The 15,048-nt window shown below is 40.6% G+C and carries 14 protein-coding genes; 7 read left to right on the top strand and 7 right to left on the bottom strand.

Annotated features, from left to right (window positions below):
• Positions 1–3 precede the first annotated feature (3 nt).
• The 6 genes from rpe to G498_RS0101645 all read right to left on the bottom strand — a co-directional run bounded on the left by rpe (position 4) and on the right by G498_RS0101645 (position 5,941).
• Positions 4–669, bottom strand: coding sequence for a ribulose-phosphate 3-epimerase (rpe, locus tag G498_RS0101670; RefSeq protein WP_026979543.1), 666 nt, complete (start codon positions 667–669; stop codon positions 4–6).
• Between the two features lie 265 nt (positions 670–934).
• Entirely contained in the window at positions 935–1,798 is an 864-nt protein-coding gene (locus G498_RS0101665) for a sigma-70 family RNA polymerase sigma factor (RefSeq protein WP_026979542.1), read from the bottom strand.
• A 141-nt stretch (positions 1,799–1,939) separates the two neighbouring features.
• Positions 1,940–2,635 (bottom strand): hypothetical protein, encoded by a 696-nt coding sequence (locus G498_RS0101660; RefSeq protein ID WP_026979541.1) that lies wholly within the window; start codon positions 2,633–2,635, stop codon positions 1,940–1,942.
• Positions 2,636–2,794: 159 nt separating this feature from the next.
• Positions 2,795–4,963 carry a polyribonucleotide nucleotidyltransferase gene (locus G498_RS0101655; RefSeq protein WP_026979540.1) on the bottom strand — a complete coding sequence of 723 codons (2,169 nt, stop codon included), beginning with the start codon at positions 4,961–4,963 and terminating at the stop codon, positions 2,795–2,797.
• A 149-nt stretch (positions 4,964–5,112) separates the two neighbouring features.
• Positions 5,113–5,382: a 30S ribosomal protein S15 gene (gene rpsO, locus G498_RS0101650; RefSeq protein WP_026979539.1), complete on the bottom strand. Its 270-nt coding sequence runs from the start codon at positions 5,380–5,382 to the stop codon at positions 5,113–5,115.
• Between the two features lie 103 nt (positions 5,383–5,485).
• Entirely contained in the window at positions 5,486–5,941 is a 456-nt protein-coding gene (locus G498_RS0101645) for a GAF domain-containing protein (protein WP_026979538.1), read from the bottom strand.
• A 71-nt stretch (positions 5,942–6,012) separates the two neighbouring features.
• Between G498_RS0101645 and xrtF the strand changes: the two genes are divergently transcribed.
• The 7 genes from xrtF (at position 6,013) to G498_RS0101610 (ending at position 12,390) form a co-directional block, all read left to right on the top strand.
• Positions 6,013–6,570, top strand: a complete 558-nt coding sequence (gene xrtF, locus G498_RS0101640; RefSeq protein ID WP_035744696.1) for an exosortase family protein XrtF — start codon at positions 6,013–6,015, stop codon at positions 6,568–6,570.
• A complete protein-coding gene (locus G498_RS0101635) occupies positions 6,545–6,988 on the top strand; it encodes an exosortase F system-associated membrane protein (RefSeq protein WP_026979536.1) in 444 nt (147 codons plus the stop codon). Before xrtF ends, G498_RS0101635 begins: the two co-directional genes overlap by 26 nt.
• Before the next feature lie 35 nt (positions 6,989–7,023).
• On the top strand, positions 7,024–7,881 hold the full coding sequence (locus tag G498_RS0101630) for an ATP cone domain-containing protein (protein ID WP_026979535.1): 858 nt from the start codon (positions 7,024–7,026) through the stop codon (positions 7,879–7,881).
• A 3-nt stretch (positions 7,882–7,884) separates the two neighbouring features.
• Positions 7,885–9,243 (top strand): MBL fold metallo-hydrolase RNA specificity domain-containing protein, encoded by a 1,359-nt coding sequence (locus G498_RS0101625; RefSeq protein WP_026979534.1) that lies wholly within the window; start codon positions 7,885–7,887, stop codon positions 9,241–9,243.
• Between the two features lie 60 nt (positions 9,244–9,303).
• Positions 9,304–9,735: an HYC_CC_PP family protein gene (locus tag G498_RS0101620; protein ID WP_026979533.1), complete on the top strand. Its 432-nt coding sequence runs from the start codon at positions 9,304–9,306 to the stop codon at positions 9,733–9,735.
• 62 nt (positions 9,736–9,797) lie between these two features.
• Positions 9,798–12,047 (top strand): TonB-dependent receptor plug domain-containing protein, encoded by a 2,250-nt coding sequence (locus tag G498_RS0101615; RefSeq protein WP_026979532.1) that lies wholly within the window; start codon positions 9,798–9,800, stop codon positions 12,045–12,047.
• Between the two features lie 4 nt (positions 12,048–12,051).
• Positions 12,052–12,390 carry a heavy-metal-associated domain-containing protein gene (locus tag G498_RS0101610; RefSeq protein WP_026979531.1) on the top strand — a complete coding sequence of 113 codons (339 nt, stop codon included), beginning with the start codon at positions 12,052–12,054 and terminating at the stop codon, positions 12,388–12,390.
• A gap of 216 nt (positions 12,391–12,606) precedes the next feature.
• Here the strand turns inward: G498_RS0101610 and G498_RS0101600 are convergent, their stop codons facing one another.
• Positions 12,607–14,985 (bottom strand): hypothetical protein, encoded by a 2,379-nt coding sequence (locus tag G498_RS0101600; RefSeq protein ID WP_026979530.1) that lies wholly within the window; start codon positions 14,983–14,985, stop codon positions 12,607–12,609.
• Positions 14,986–15,048 lie beyond the last annotated feature (63 nt).

The raw sequence follows: 15,048 nt of genomic DNA, 5'->3' as shown, positions 1-15,048 counted from the left end.
TTTTTACAGGGTAGTGATTTTCTTTAAATCGGCTATTGTAGCAATCGGGTCTTCGGCCCGGAATACGAAACTTCCGGCTACCAGAACATCAGCACCGGCTTCCGTCAGTTGTTTTGCGTTTTTGTCGGTTACACCACCGTCAATTTCAATTAGTGTTGAAGCGCCGTTTCGGGTAATGATCTCCTTAAGCTGTCTTATTTTTTTATAGGTGTTTTCGATAAAAGACTGACCGCCAAACCCCGGATTCACGCTCATGAGGCAAACCAAGTCAATGTCGTTGATAACATCTTCCAGGAGTGAAACATTTGTATGCGGATTCAAGGCTACACCGGCTTTCATGCCTTCTGCTTTGATGGCCTGAAGCGTTCGGTGTAAGTGGGTACAGGCTTCGTAATGCACCGTTAAAATATCGGAACCCAAGGCTTTAAACGTTTTGATGTAGCGGTCCGGATCAACAATCATCAAATGGACATCGATGGTTTTTTTAGCGTGTTTGTTGATGGCTTCCAGAACCGGCATGCCAAAAGAAATGTTGGGCACAAAAACACCGTCCATGATGTCGATGTGAAACCAATCGGCCTGGCTGGTGTTAATCATTTCGATATCGCGCTGTAAATTGGCGAAATCGGCGGCAAGTACAGAAGGTGCTATGATAGCTTGTTTGCTCATTGTAAATAAATTGTGTTGTTGTTTGTGGTGCAAAGATAACTTAAAGTTTAAAGTTATACATTTTGTTAAGAAGAATTTGTGCTAATGTAACTTGTAATAAAAAGCAAAACTCCGGTAATCAGCCGGAGTTTCAATCATCAATCAAAAAACGAACAGTTATTGAAACTGTTGTTGCGTTCAATATTTTAAAGAATAACTATCAAATTTTGAGCCGTAAAGTTAAAATAAACAATTCAATTTACAACTTTTTTCTGATTTTTCCAAATTATCCTAAGTAAGTTTTAAGAATCTTGCTTCTGGATGTGTGTTTTAACCTGCGAATTGCTTTTTCTTTAATCTGACGCACACGCTCGCGGGTCAAATCGAAAGTTTCGCCGATTTCCTCCAGAGTCATCGGATGTTGATCGCCCAATCCGAAATACAAACGCACTACGTCTGCTTCTCTTGGGGTTAACGTTTCCAGGGCTCTTTCGATTTCGGTGCGAAGCGATTCGTGAATCAGTTCTCTGTCCGGATTTGGCGATTCTCCCGAACGTAAAACGTCGTATAAGTTGGAATCTTCCCCTTCCACAAGCGGGGCATCCATCGACAGGTGACGTCCGGAGTTTTTCATGCTCTCTTTAACGTCATTAACGGTCATGTCTAACTCTGCTGCAATCTCTTCGGCTGAAGGAGCGCGTTCCTGCGATTGCTCCAGCAACGCATACATTTTGTTAATCTTGTTAATCGAACCGATTTTGTTCAACGGTAAACGAACAATGCGCGACTGTTCGGCTAATGCCTGAAGGATTGACTGACGAATCCACCATACGGCATACGAAATAAATTTAAAACCACGGGTTTCATCGAAACGTTGTGCGGCTTTAATTAAACCTAAATTACCTTCGTTAATTAAATCGGGTAAGGTTAATCCCTGGTTCTGATATTGTTTCGCTACGGAAACAACGAAACGTAAATTGGCTTTGGTCAATTTTTCCAAGGCTCTCTGATCGCCGGCTTTAATTCGCTGTGCTAATTCTACCTCTTCATCTGCCGTAATCAGGTCTACTTTACCAATTTCCTGAAGGTATTTGTCTAAGGAAGCAGTTTCACGATTGGTTACCTGCTTAGTAATTTTGAGCTGTCTCATTAATTGTTTCTCCTTATCTTTTTAAGTGTTCAGGTAGTTATACGTAATCGGGTTTCAAAAAGTTACAAAAAATTTTAAAATAAAACAGTACTTAAAAACAAAGCTGTTTAAAAGTACTGTTGTTACAATAACTAACTAACCTTATAATTTACGAGTTCCCAACCAAGTGCCGCTTTCCGGAACCGAATTTTGCCATATACCACTAATGGTGTTTCCGTTGAGGGTGCCGGAAAAATTCCCACCTTCGAATGTACCGCTGAGTGAAGTTCCGGTGATGGTTCCGTCCAAATAAATCGCCGAGGTTTCGCCATTGGGAACGACCAGTCCCAAAGCATAGCCGTCCGCGGTTGTAGCTAAATTAAACACCCCGCTGTCGTCACCGGAAAAACTACCTAAATAGCATTTAATCTGAGCAAATGAATATTCTTTAAAAATCTGAACATAAGAATCGGGGTGTCCGTCGATGACGATGTTTTCAATTAAGGGTTCTTCTCCGGTTGCCGAGACATTAAATTCAAATGAACTTTCGCCGCTGGTAAAAGTCAGGTTACTGATGGCAACTCCTTCCATAACGTTTTCCGATGTTGTGAAGTTGTACGTCATGCCGTCTATAACAAGCTTTGCTGAAATATTTCCCGAGTTATTGAGGTTTACGTACACCGTTCCGGAGGAGCCAACAAAAATCCCTTTGTAAATACCGAAATTGCTGTCATCATATTCTGCTTTTGCTTCCGGAGCCGTTGCTAAACCGTCATCAGTAGCGGAAGCAGGGTCGTCACTACTGTTACAGCCTAACGTAAAAATGCTTAAAAAGAAAAGGAGAATAATTTTTTTCATAACCTTAATCATTTCATTACCATAAATTTAGATATATTTTTTTTCTTCGTTTAAATTGACTATTTATAATCGATTAACGGTTCTGATTTTGGGTTGATTTAATAAAAAAACCCTGCTTCGTGAGAAACAGGGTTCAACCTATGAATTAATTAATTGCAATTAACCTTGAGGATTTTCTTTTTTCACTTCTTTTTTCTCCTCGCGCGGCGGTCTTGGTAACAACTGCTTGCGGGATACTTTTTCCTTACGGGTTTTAGGGTCTATGCCTAAATATTTCACCATGAAAACATCGCCCATATTTACTACGTCGGATGGTTTTTCAGTGCGTTCCCAAGCCAACTCCGAAACGTGTAACAATACTTCGTTTCCTGGGGCTTTGGTGTATTCCACTACGGCTCCGAAATCTAACATTTTCACGACTTTTACTTCGTAAGATTCCCCAACCTGCGGTTTGAAGATAATCGAATCGATTTTCGCTAAAACAGCGTCAATTCCGGCTTGGTTGGTTCCTAAAATTTCTACGATACCTTGTTCATCCACTTCGTTGATAACGATGGTGGTTTCTGTGGCTTTCTGTAATTCCTGAATCACTTTTCCGCCCGGTCCGATCAAAGCTCCGATGAAGCTTCCAGGGATGGTGGTCATCACGATTTTCGGTGCTTTAGGTTTTACGGTTGGTCTTGGCTGAGCCAGAGTTTCCGTTATTTTTCCTAAGATGTGTAAACGTCCGTCACGGGCTTGCTCTAAAGCCTGCTCCATGATGTCGTAACGCAAACCGTCGATTTTGATGTCCATCTGACAAGCGGTAATACCATCAGCAGTACCGGTTACTTTGAAGTCCATATCACCCAAGTGATCTTCGTCTCCTAAAATATCCGACAATACGGCAAATTTCTGACCGTCTGTGATTAATCCCATCGCAATTCCGGAAACCGGTTTGATCATTTGTACACCGGCATCCATTAATGCTAAAGTTCCGGAACAAACCGTCGCCATCGATGACGAACCGTTCGACTCCAATACTTCAGACACCACGCGGATGGTATAAGGACAATCGGCAGGAATCATGTTTTTTAAAGCACGCTGTGCCAAGTTTCCGTGGCCAACTTCTCTTCTTGAAGTTCCTCTTAACGGTTTTGCTTCACCGGTAGAGAAAGGAGGGAAGTTGTAGTGTAAGTAGAAACGCTCTTCACCTTGTTCTGAAGGCAAGTCGATTATGTTGGCTTCTCTTGAAGTTCCAAGAGTTACGGTAGCTAACGCCTGAGTTTCCCCACGGGTAAAGATAGCCGATCCGTGTGCCGATGGTAAATAATCCACTTCCGACCAGATAGGACGGATGTCTGTGGTTTTTCTACCGTCAAGACGTGTTCCTTTTTCAAGGACTACGTTGCGTACTGCTTCTTTCTGTGTTTTGTAGATATATTTGGATACCAATTCTGCTAAATCTGCATTTTCGGCATATTCTTCTTCAGTGAATAAGGCTTTTACCTCTTCTTTGATAGCAGTAAATTTTTCGCTGCGCTCTTGTTTGGAAGAAGCTTCCTGAGCAATAGCGTAATATTTATCGTAAGCGGCGGCTTTTACTTTTGCGTAAACTGCCTCGTCTGTTTTCTCTGTTTCGTATTCGCGGTATGCCGGAGCGCCAACTGCAGCACGCATGCGTTCCTGAGCGGCAATCTGAACTTTGATGGCTTCGTGTGCAAATTTGATGGCTTCCACCATTTCGCTTTCTGAAATCTCTTTCATCTCACCTTCCACCATACATACAGAATCAGCAGAAGCACCAATCATCATGTCGATGTCGGATACCTCCAATTGCTCACGGCTCGGGTTGATGACGAATTTTCCGTCCACACGGCCTACGCGCACTTCGGAAATTAAATTGTAGAAAGGAATGTCAGACACAGCTAAACACGCAGAAGCCGCTAAACCTGCCAAGGCATCCGGCATTACGTTGTCGTCGTGCGACATTAACTGAATCATGATTTGCGTTTCCGCGTGATAATCATCCGGGAATAACGGACGCAATACACGGTCTACCAAACGCATGGTTAACACTTCGCTGTCACTCGGACGCGCTTCTCTTTTGAAAAAACCTCCCGGGAAACGTCCCGCAGCGGCAAATTTTTCACGATAATCTACGGTTAAAGGTAGAAAATCCACTCCTGGATTGGCAGTACGGGCAGATACTGCCGTTGCTAATAACATTGCATCGCCCATACGAACCACGACAGAACCGTCGGCTTGTTTGGCTAGTTTTCCTGTTTCGATTGAGATGGTTCTACCGTCTCCCAAATCGATAATTTCTTGGGTAACCTTAGGAATCATAAAATTTAATTCTTAATTAAACAAAGGGTCTCAGTTGTGTTGTTGTTGTGTTGTTGTGTGTAGTTGTCTAATACCCAATGAAAAACCAAACTTTTTTCTGTCAAAATATACAAAACAAAAAGAGGCGCGCAGGCACCTCTTCTTCATGATTATTTTCTGATGTTTAATTCTTTGATAATCGCACGATATCTGTTGATATCTTTTTTCTTTAAGTAGTCAAGAAGACTTCTTCTTTTACCTACCAATTTCACTAACGAACGCTCGGTGTTGTAATCGTGACGATTAGCTTTCAAGTGTCCGGTCAGGTGATTGATTCTGAATGTGAACAAAGCGATTTGTCCTTCAGCAGAACCTGTGTTCTCAGCTTTTCCTCCGTGTTTCGCGAAAAGATCGGCTTTTACTTCTTTAGTTAAATACATGCTAATATTATTAAAATGATTATTATGCAGATTGAGACGATCTCAATACGGGTGCAAAGGTAACTTTATTTTTCAGAATCACAAATTATTTGCCGAAACTTCCTTAAAATAATTTTGCAACTTCCTGATTTACAAACTCCAGAAAGCGTTCGTCGGCTTCGGTGAACGGGTCGATCACATGACTGTCAATGTCGATTTGTCCGATGTTGATGCCGTTAACAAAAAGCGGTACCACAATTTCCGATTTCACGGTAAAACTGCAGGCGATGTAATTGTCCTGCGCCGCAACATCCGGCACTACAAAATTGGTATTCGACTCGGCCACCTGTCCGCAAATCCCTTTTCCAAAAGGAATCACAGTGTGATCGGTGGGCGCTCCCACATAAGGGCCTAAATGCAGCGTTTTGGTGTCGTGGTTCGCAAAATAAAAACCGACCCAATTGTAATAGTCAATATTGTCAGTTAGTAATTGACACAGGTTTTTGAGTTTCTCGTCGCGGGAAAGTCCGTTTTGTGCTAGTACTTTGGTAACTTTTGGCTGTAATTCCTGAAAGTGCATGTTTTTTAGTTTTCTGCAAAAGTATTGAATCGCCGTTTTTTTATTTTTATATTTTTGTTAAAATCAAATTCGTGAAACAAGTCTTTTTGCAATACCGGCCTTTTTTTGTTTTTCTCCTCAGGTTTTTCGTGCTGTACGCGGTGTTGACGATAGGTTACGGATTGTACCTTAATCAGTTTGATGAAGCGCGACTGGAATTGGATGGCTTTACCCGAATGGTTGCGAAACAGTCCAAATCATTGTTGGAAGTGTTAGGAAAAGAGGTGGAAGTAGAACCCAGCGCTATTGAACCTTGCATGAATTTAATCTATGAAGGAAAGTTCGTGGCCCGTATTATCGAAGGTTGTAATGCGGTAAGTGTGATGATACTGTTTGCGGCGTTTGTGTTTGCTTTTTCTGCGAAGTGGCTGAAAACTGTCGGCTACATTGTAACAGGATGTTTTATTATTCATGCGCTGAACGTCATTCGCATTGCACTTTTGGCAATAGCGCTCTACCATTATCCCGAAAGTGAACATTTATTGCATGGTGTTGTCTTTCCGTTGTTTATTTACGCAGTGGTTTTTGTTTTGTGGGTATTGTGGCTTCAGAAATTTTCAGGATATGCTAAACATGCTAAAAAGAAATAAAGGAGCGATAGCGCTTGTCGCCTTGCTGGTAGTAGTTTTGGCGGGCATTCGCTTTTTTGAGGCATCCCTTTTTTACGACCCGTTTCTTGATTTTTTCAAAGGCGATTTCCAGGAGGCTGATTTGCCACAGTTCGACAGTGTAAAGCTGTTTTGGGGATTATTGTTGCGCTATCTGATGAATACGGTGGTTTCACTGGCAATCATTTATGTCATCTTCAAGGATTTTTCGCTGGTGAAGTTTTCCGCAATCTTATACCTGATGCTGTTTTTGCTTCTGGTTGCCGTTTTCTTCGGCTTGTTGCATTGGACCCAACATCCGGATTACAGACTGCTTTTTTATATCCGCCGTTTTCTTATTCAACCGCTTTTTCTGGTGTTGTTTTTGCCGGCGTTTTACTATCAGAAAAAAGTTTCCTGAAAATAATTTCGTACCTTTAGACAAAGGACATAAGTATGAAAGTTGTCAAACAATCCGGTGATATTGTACATTTTGATCGGGAGAAATTGCGAAACTCCCTTCAGCTTTCCGGTGCTACGAAAGAAAAAATAGAAGACATACTCGGCATCATCGAAAGGGAAATTTACGACGGGATGCCCACACGGAAAATTTACAAAATGGCGTTTCAGCTGTTAAAGAAAACGTCAAAAGTGCATGCCGCACGATACAATCTGAAAGCAGCCGTTCAGGCCTTAGGACCGGCGGGTTTCTTTTTTGAAAAATTTATAGCGTTGTTGTTCCGCAATGAGGGATTTGCAACGCAGACGAATCTTGTGCTTAACGGAAAATGTGTTTCGCATGAAGTGGATGTTGTGGTAAAAAAAGAAGGCGTTGTTTCGATGGTGGAATGTAAGTTTCACAGCAGTAACGAAATCAAATCCGATGTTAAAATTCCGATGTACATTTTGTCGCGGTTTAACGATTTAAAAGGGAAAACACATTCCGTTTTCAGTAAGGATGATACCATCAGTAAATGCTGGGTAATTACTAATAATCGGTTTACCAGCGAAGCCATTCAGTTCGGAACCTGCTCCAATTTAAAAATGGTGAGCTGGGATTTTCCGGCCAAGGAATGTCTGAAATACAAAATAGAAGAAAACGGCCTTTATCCGGTAACCTGCCTCACCACGTTAACACAATACGAAAAGGAGAAACTGCTCATCCGCGATGTACTTTTGGCATCCGACCTCATTGGAAACAGCGGGTTGCTGCTGGACATCGGAATCAATTTCAACCGTATTAAAAACATTATGAAGGAAGCATCCGAATTATGCGATTACGTAGGGAATAAGTGTGCCATTTTTAACGGATAAATCATGAAAATACAATTTTTAGGAGCGGCCGGAACTGTAACCGGATCCAAAACTTTAATCGAATCGAACGGCATCCGTATTTTAATCGACTGCGGTTTGTTTCAGGGCGGACACGAATTGCGGCAACAAAACTGGGAGCCGCTTCCGGTTTTGCCGTCGACCATCGATTTTGTTTTGCTTACGCACGGTCATCTGGATCATTGCGGTTGGTTGCCGATATTGGTCAATCAGGGTTTTGAAGGAAAAATTTACTGCACCAGCCCGTCCAAAGCGATTACCCAATTGATTCTGAGGGACAGTGCCAAAATTCAGGAAGAAGAAGCCGAAAAAGCCAACAAGGAAAAATATTCCAAACACAATCCTGCCAAACCTTTGTATACGGTAGAGGAAGCCGAAAAAGTGTTGCCGTATTTCAGAGTCATCCAAAAAGACCAGGAATTCAATCTCGATGCGGAAATTACGGCCCGGTATTTTTACGCCGGTCACATTTTGGGCGCCTGTTCCATCGAGTTGAATCTCGAAGGGAAAAAACTGGTTTTTTCGGGCGATATCGGTCGCGATAACGACGACTTGCTTTTCCCGGCCGTAAAACCCAAACAAGCCGATTACGTTTTTCTGGAATCCACCTACGGCAACAAGCTACATCCGGAGAACGACCCTAAAGAAGAACTGGCCGAATACATCAACGAAGCTTATGAAAAAGGCGGTAATATTGTAATTCCGAGTTTTGCGGTGGAGCGTGCTCAGGCGGTTATGTACTTAATCTGGCAACTCAAAAAAGCAGGTAAAATTCCCGATATGCCGTATATTATTGATACGCCTATGGGGATTGAAATGCTGCAGCTTTTTGTGGAAAACCGTCAGTGGCACAAACTCCGAATCGATCAGTGTGAGGAAATGTGCAAAATGTTTTCCATGATTACCGAATATGAAGATACGATTGCAGCGATTTACGACGATCAGCCTAAAGTGGTGATAGCGGCCAGTGGCATGTTAACCGGCGGAAGAGTGCTGAGTTATTTGGAGCGTTACATCGTCCGACCGGAAACCACGGTGGTGATTGTGGGCTATCAGGCGGAAGGAACGCGCGGCAGAAAACTGCTCGACGGCGAAAAAGAAATCAAAATTTACGGAAAATACTATCCGGTAGAAGCAAAAATCGTGGAAATCGAAGGGCTTTCCGCGCACGGCGACCAAAAAGATTTGTTAGAATGGCTGTCCGAACTGGAACAAAAACCGGAAACGATTTTTCTGGTGCACGGTGAAACGGAAGCCCTGACAACACTGCAAAATGAAATTGAAGGAAAATATCAGTTCCGTTGCGAGATTCCGTATCAGGGACAGGTGGTAGAAATCAATTAACAGGATTTTAGATTTTAGTTTCAGAAAAAGATGTATTTTTGGTTCGATTTTTTATAACTGATGAAAATTAACAAGCACATAAGTTTTGTTTTGGCCCTGCTGATTTTGGTTTCCAATGTCGGTTTAGCGTTCAATGTGCATTATTGCGAAGGCGAACTGGCCGGCGTTTCACTGGATTATAAAAAATACGAGCCTTGTGTCGAGGAAAAAGCCGAAGCGGAAAAGTCCTGTTGCGCTACTTCCAACGAACACGACAGTTGTTGTTCCAACGACAAAATAGACCTGAAAAAATCGATTTCCGACGAAATTATTGTTAAAAGTTTTCAGCTGGATTTGGCAGCGTTTACCGTTGCCGATGTCTGGGAACCCATAAATTTTGAGGCAGTTGAAGAAGCAGCTGTAAAAAGCGATACACCGTCGTTCTATTGCGACAGTAACGCACCGCCGCTCTATAAACTCTATTGCCAGTATGTTTTCTACGACTCGTTTTAATGTTTTTGCAACTCTGAATCGCTTCGGAGTAAACTTCTATTGAAAACATTAAAACAACAATCATGTATAAATATTTTATGTTTTTCCTGGTGTTGATGACACAATTTACATCGGCGCAGGAAAAGGTGACAGGTACTGTTACCGACGAAAAAAAACAGCCTATGATTGGCGCGTCCGTGGTTTGGAAGGACTCGTCAGTCGGAACCATGACCGATGATAAAGGTTATTTCGAATTACCCATGAATCCGGGCAGTCATGAAGTTACCGTAAGCTATGTGGGCTATGAAAGCCAAACGTTGATGGTACACGAACCAAAAGTTATCAGCGTCGAATTGAAACCGGTCAAAGCCTTGGAAGGCGTAGTGGTGAATACCAAACGAAATTCCCTTCAACGCTCTTATGTGAAACCGCTTAATACGCAAACCATGAGCAGTAAAGAGCTCTTGAAAGCTGCCTGCTGTAACCTTTCCGAGAGTTTTGAAACCAATCCGTCCATCGACGTAAATTTTTCCGATGCCATTTCGGGAAGCAAACAGATTAAGATGCTCGGGTTAACCAGTCCGTATATTTTAATGGCGGAAGAAAATATTCCTTCCGTCCGCGGGGCTTCCCAGGCGTATGGTTTGTCATTTGTGCCGGGCACCTGGGTAGAAAGCATTCAGATTACCAAAGGTGCGGGGAGCGTGGTGAACGGTTACGAAAGCATCTCCGGGCAAATCAACTACGAATTGCTTAAACCGGCGACTGATATTCCGTTTTACCTGAACGCATACGGTTCTACGGACAGTCGTTTCGAACTGAATACCCATTTCAACAGAAAAATCAATGATAAATTAAGTAGTAGTCTGTTTGTACACGGAAATACACGCGTCTCCAAAAACGACATGAATGACGATGGGTTTCTGGATAATCCGCTCGGGAAGCAAGTCAATATCATGAATCGTTGGCAGTACAACAATCCCGAAAAAGGCTGGGTAAGCTTTCTGAACGTCCGCTACATGAGAGACGAAAAACAAACCGGGCAAAAAGCCTTTGATCCGGGCCGGGATAAACTGACAACCAACCATTGGGGTTCGGAAATCAATACCGATAAACTGGAGATGTCGTCCAAAATAGGTTATGTGTTTCCCGATACGCCCTGGAAAAGTTTTGGTTTTCAAAATTCGTTCAATTACCACAAGCAGGAATCGTATTTCGGTTTAAACCAATACAATATTAAACAGAACAGTTTTTATTCCAACCTGATTTACAACTCGATTATCAGCAATACGCTGCACAAATTTGCAACCGGTCTGAATTTTACTTCCGACGATTACAATGAATTTGTATCCGTAGGACTTCCGATGGACGTTAGCCGTCGCGATAATTCCGTTGGGGCTTTCTTCGAATATACCTATGACAATACCGATAATTTCAGTTTGGTAGCCGGAGGGCGCTTTGACATGCACAACCGTTTGGGAGCCTTCTTAACACCGAGAATTCACATGCGTTACAATCCATGGGAAAAAGCCGTTTTGCGAGCTTCTGTGGGAAGAGGAAAACGAAGTGCGAACATTTTTGCGGAAAACCAAAACCTTTTTGCCACGTCAAGAGCGTTCTCGATTTTAAATACGGATGGAAAAATCTACGGATTGGCTCCAGAAATTGCCTGGAATTACGGTTTGAGTTTTTCACAAGGCTTCCAGTTGTTCGGAAAAAAAGCTGAAGTGGCGCTGGATTATTACCGCACCGATTTCCAGAATCAGGCCGTGGTGGATTTGGATTTCAGCCCGCAGCAGGCAGTGTTTCGTAATCTGGACGGAAAATCATTCGCGAACAGTTTGCAAATTGATTTCAATATCGATTTGATGACCCATTTTACCGTGCGAACGGCCTATAAATTCTACGACATCCAAACGGATTACTTAACCGGAACGTTAGAGCGTCCGTTGCAGGCGAAGCACCGTTTCTTTACCAATATTGCGTATGAAACGCATATTAAGGAGAAAGGACAACAGTGGAAATTCGATTTTACCTACAACTGGATGGGAAAACAGCGTTTGCCTAATACGGGTTCCAATCCGGAGCCGTATCGTTTAAGAGAATTCTCGAATCCGTTTTCGGTGATGAATGCTCAGATTACAAGAACGTTCTCGAGTGTTTTTGAAGCGTATGTAGGGGGCGAAAACATCGGGAATTACAAACAGAAAAATGCAATTTTAGGCGCCGATAATCCTTTTGGTCCGTATTTTGATAGTTCTATGATCTATGCGCCGGTTTTCGGACAGATGTATTATGCGGGTATTCGATTTAAAATAAAAGATAAAAAATAAAACCATGAAAAAAGTAATAGCAATCGTGCTTGTTTCCCTTTTCGGATTTGCAATGCAGGCACAGGAGAAGAAAAATAAAAACGCCAAAGCCGATGTGGAGGTAAAAGGCAACTGCGAAATGTGTAAAAAACGCATCGAAAAAGCCGCGTATTCCGTTGCGGGAGTAAAATCGGCAGTGTGGCATTCAGACGATCAGATGTTACATTTGGTATACAACGAGCAGAAGTGTTCAACAACCGATGTGGAAAAAGCAGTGGCTAAGGCCGGTCACGATACGAAAGATGTGAAAGCAACAGAAGCAGAATATAACACGCTTCACGACTGTTGTCAGTACGATAGGTAAAAAATAGAAAAATCCGTCATTAAGACGGATTTTTTGTATTCTTCTGATAATGCGGATTTTTGGAGGATAAGATGGTTGGTAAAATGCTGGAATTTCGGCAATCCGATTCAGGAAATCAATCCGACGTTCGGGTATCCTATATGCCTTATTTTAAATTGTATTTGCTGTTCGGTTTAATTATAAAGAGCTATTCATTTTTGAAATAGCGCTTCTTAATTATTTTACTTCGATAATTTTTGTTTCGGAAAGTATTTGACCATCACTATCTATTCCTTCAAGTATGATTTTTACTTTTTCTTGATTGAAATTGGGGATTGAAAACGTAAATGTTCCGTCGGAATCTGTAAGTACTTTTGGAAGCCATTGAATAGTGCCGTAATTTTGGAAGCCCGGATCATTAAAATTTGCGTATTTTGGGTTTTTAAATATTTCATCTTTTTGAAAACCTCCAGTTAAAACTTGTGAATTAGACTTTACTTTAAAGGCAGTCGGTCCGTCCGCTCCTTTTTTTGTGTAAATACGGATCACTCCTCCAAAACCTGACTGACCGCTACCATAGCCTCTTTTATTAATATAAATCTCATCAACAAAAGTTAAACGGTAGCCTAATAAAATATTATAATCCGATATTAGAGAGTCGTCAATATAAATAGTTGGACCATTACTGATGTTGTTAAAAGTATGTACTCCTCGTGATATAATAGTGACAGTTGCACCTTGTATGTTTACATCGTAGCCATGGCTGGCTATAAATTGAAGAAGATCCTGATTCTGATCTTCCTCAGTAATTTTAAAGCCCTTGGACATTCCGTTGTTGTATCGGAGATTGTTGGTCAAAGGTTTGTTTTTTTTGACAGTATTAACAGTAATGTCTTCTAATAAAGTGCCGTTAATAATTTTAGGAAACCAATCATTGTTGTCATTTGTGATGAACTTGCTGAAACAGGTTTGAGGTTCAGGAGAGATTGGTTTAGTATAGACTCGTTTATTGTTTGTAATTGAACTGTACATTTTAAGAGTTTTTTGTACTGCCTTTGAATTTAACAAGCTGAAGTGTACAGTCGTGGAGTCTGCCACAATAAGGTTTTTAAACTGAAATTCATTTTTACTGTCTATTGATGTGAATTCAGTAAAACCATATGCGGTAGACGACATATTGATTTTATGTTTTGTTAAATCAGTGTTTTCTAGATTTACTTTTCCTTTTAATGTTAGCCCTAAATCAAATTCAAAATTTTCCTTAGGAGGGTTATTGAGTAAGTTGTTCCAAATGTATTTGGATTGTGCAGTAATTAAAATATTGTCTAATTCGTAATGTTTCTTTTTGTTGAACTCATTTATAAAATACGCGGCATTGGGTATTTTTTCTTTTAGTTCATCAAATATCATATAGTTGTATATGGTTTGATTTTTATTTTCAAATTGAGCTTTTTCAGGTAAAACAGAAATACTTATTTCACCGGCTTTAAGTCTTGTATTTCCTTTTATTTGAATGGAATCGGCTCTTTTTTCAAAGATCGAAAGTGATGTTTGGGTACTTTCGTAAGGCTGTCTGTAAATATTTCGTTCTCCTATTTTGGTTAGTTTTTCATTTATCAGGTAAACCGTACTTAGTCCTTTTGGAATTGAAGAATTGGGAATACTTATGTTTTTTTCTGTTTTACCATCAAAAGTAAAATCGGCAATTATTGCAGCACTGTTCTGATGGATAACAAATGAAAAAGGAGCATTGTTGATTTTACTTAGTGTACGTGAATTGGTTTTCACTTTTATAATTGTATTGTCAGGAAACGTATAGTTGTTAACTGAAAATGTAAAACCTTCCATTTGTAATGGCGGGAGGTGTTTCTCAAATGATTTTCCGGAGATAGTAACCACAGCCTTATACGTTTCGTTCTGATTCAAAAAGATTTCAAATTTTCCGAAACCCAAATTATTGGTTGAGAAAGTTGTGATTGTATTGTTTTTTGAATCCACAATTTTACCGTCATGAGTGGCAATAGCTGTATTGTTACAATCGTTAATTTTTATAACAACAGCATTAGTAGCCCCTTCCAAAAGTACACCGCTTTCCGGGCTGAATGTTATGTTTACATTGTCCAGATTTATATTCTGTGTGTTGTTTACGACTTTGTTTTCTAAAGGATTAATAATATATATCTTGTACACTGATGAACAATCTTCCGAAAAATTATTCATGTAGTTGGTATAGGCTTGAAGATAATATGTTCCGGTTTTAAATTCGGGGCCTAATTCAATGTTGCCGTAAAAAGTGCTATTCTCGGTATAGATAAGATGTGATTTAAGCTTAATACCATTTTCATTATACAGTGCCACATAAGTATTAATAGTTAAACCAAAGGGTAAACCTGTTTTCTTTTCAGTTATATAACCCTTAAACCAAATTTTATCAGAAGATAAATATTCGTTTTTGTTTAAGTGAATATGAATGTTTTCACGGTCAAGTTTGAAATAGTCTACAATATTTTGTGAAATTTTTTCCTGATGACTTTTTGAAAAATTCGGAGCTTGTGAATATGAAAATGTAAAAGTGTAAATAAGCAATATGAATTCTATAAAATGTAGTTTTTTCATTACAATTTTTTTGTAAAAATATAAAAAAAAACCACTAGAAAAAACTAGTGGTTTTAAAAAGTC

The sequence above is a fragment of the Flavobacterium suncheonense GH29-5 = DSM 17707 genome, assembly GCF_000430025.1.
In the GTDB taxonomy this organism is placed as follows: domain Bacteria; phylum Bacteroidota; class Bacteroidia; order Flavobacteriales; family Flavobacteriaceae; genus Flavobacterium; species Flavobacterium suncheonense.
The sequence above is the reverse complement of the archived record's forward strand: the minus strand, read 5'-3'. Positions and strand labels throughout refer to the sequence as shown.

Excerpts from the sequence above, each read along its gene's own strand:
- G498_RS0101635 (WP_026979536.1), top strand. The coding sequence starts at position 6,545 with ATGCTAAACATGCTAAAAAGAAATAAAGGAGCGATAGCGCTTGTCGCC.
- G498_RS0101630 (WP_026979535.1), top strand. The coding sequence starts at position 7,024 with ATGAAAGTTGTCAAACAATCCGGTGATATTGTACATTTTGATCGGGAG.
- G498_RS0101610 (WP_026979531.1), top strand. The coding sequence starts at position 12,052 with ATGAAAAAAGTAATAGCAATCGTGCTTGTTTCCCTTTTCGGATTTGCA.
- rpsO (WP_026979539.1), bottom strand. The coding sequence starts at position 5,382 with ATGTATTTAACTAAAGAAGTAAAAGCCGATCTTTTCGCGAAACACGGA.
- G498_RS0101625 (WP_026979534.1), top strand. The coding sequence starts at position 7,885 with ATGAAAATACAATTTTTAGGAGCGGCCGGAACTGTAACCGGATCCAAA.
- G498_RS0101655 (WP_026979540.1), bottom strand. The coding sequence starts at position 4,963 with ATGATTCCTAAGGTTACCCAAGAAATTATCGATTTGGGAGACGGTAGA.
- G498_RS0101620 (WP_026979533.1), top strand. The coding sequence starts at position 9,304 with ATGAAAATTAACAAGCACATAAGTTTTGTTTTGGCCCTGCTGATTTTG.
- rpe (WP_026979543.1), bottom strand. The coding sequence starts at position 669 with ATGAGCAAACAAGCTATCATAGCACCTTCTGTACTTGCCGCCGATTTC.
- G498_RS0101660 (WP_026979541.1), bottom strand. The coding sequence starts at position 2,635 with ATGAAAAAAATTATTCTCCTTTTCTTTTTAAGCATTTTTACGTTAGGC.
- G498_RS0101645 (WP_026979538.1), bottom strand. The coding sequence starts at position 5,941 with ATGCACTTTCAGGAATTACAGCCAAAAGTTACCAAAGTACTAGCACAA.
- G498_RS0101615 (WP_026979532.1), top strand. The coding sequence starts at position 9,798 with ATGTATAAATATTTTATGTTTTTCCTGGTGTTGATGACACAATTTACA.
- G498_RS0101600 (WP_026979530.1), bottom strand. The coding sequence starts at position 14,985 with ATGAAAAAACTACATTTTATAGAATTCATATTGCTTATTTACACTTTT.
- G498_RS0101665 (WP_026979542.1), bottom strand. The coding sequence starts at position 1,798 with ATGAGACAGCTCAAAATTACTAAGCAGGTAACCAATCGTGAAACTGCT.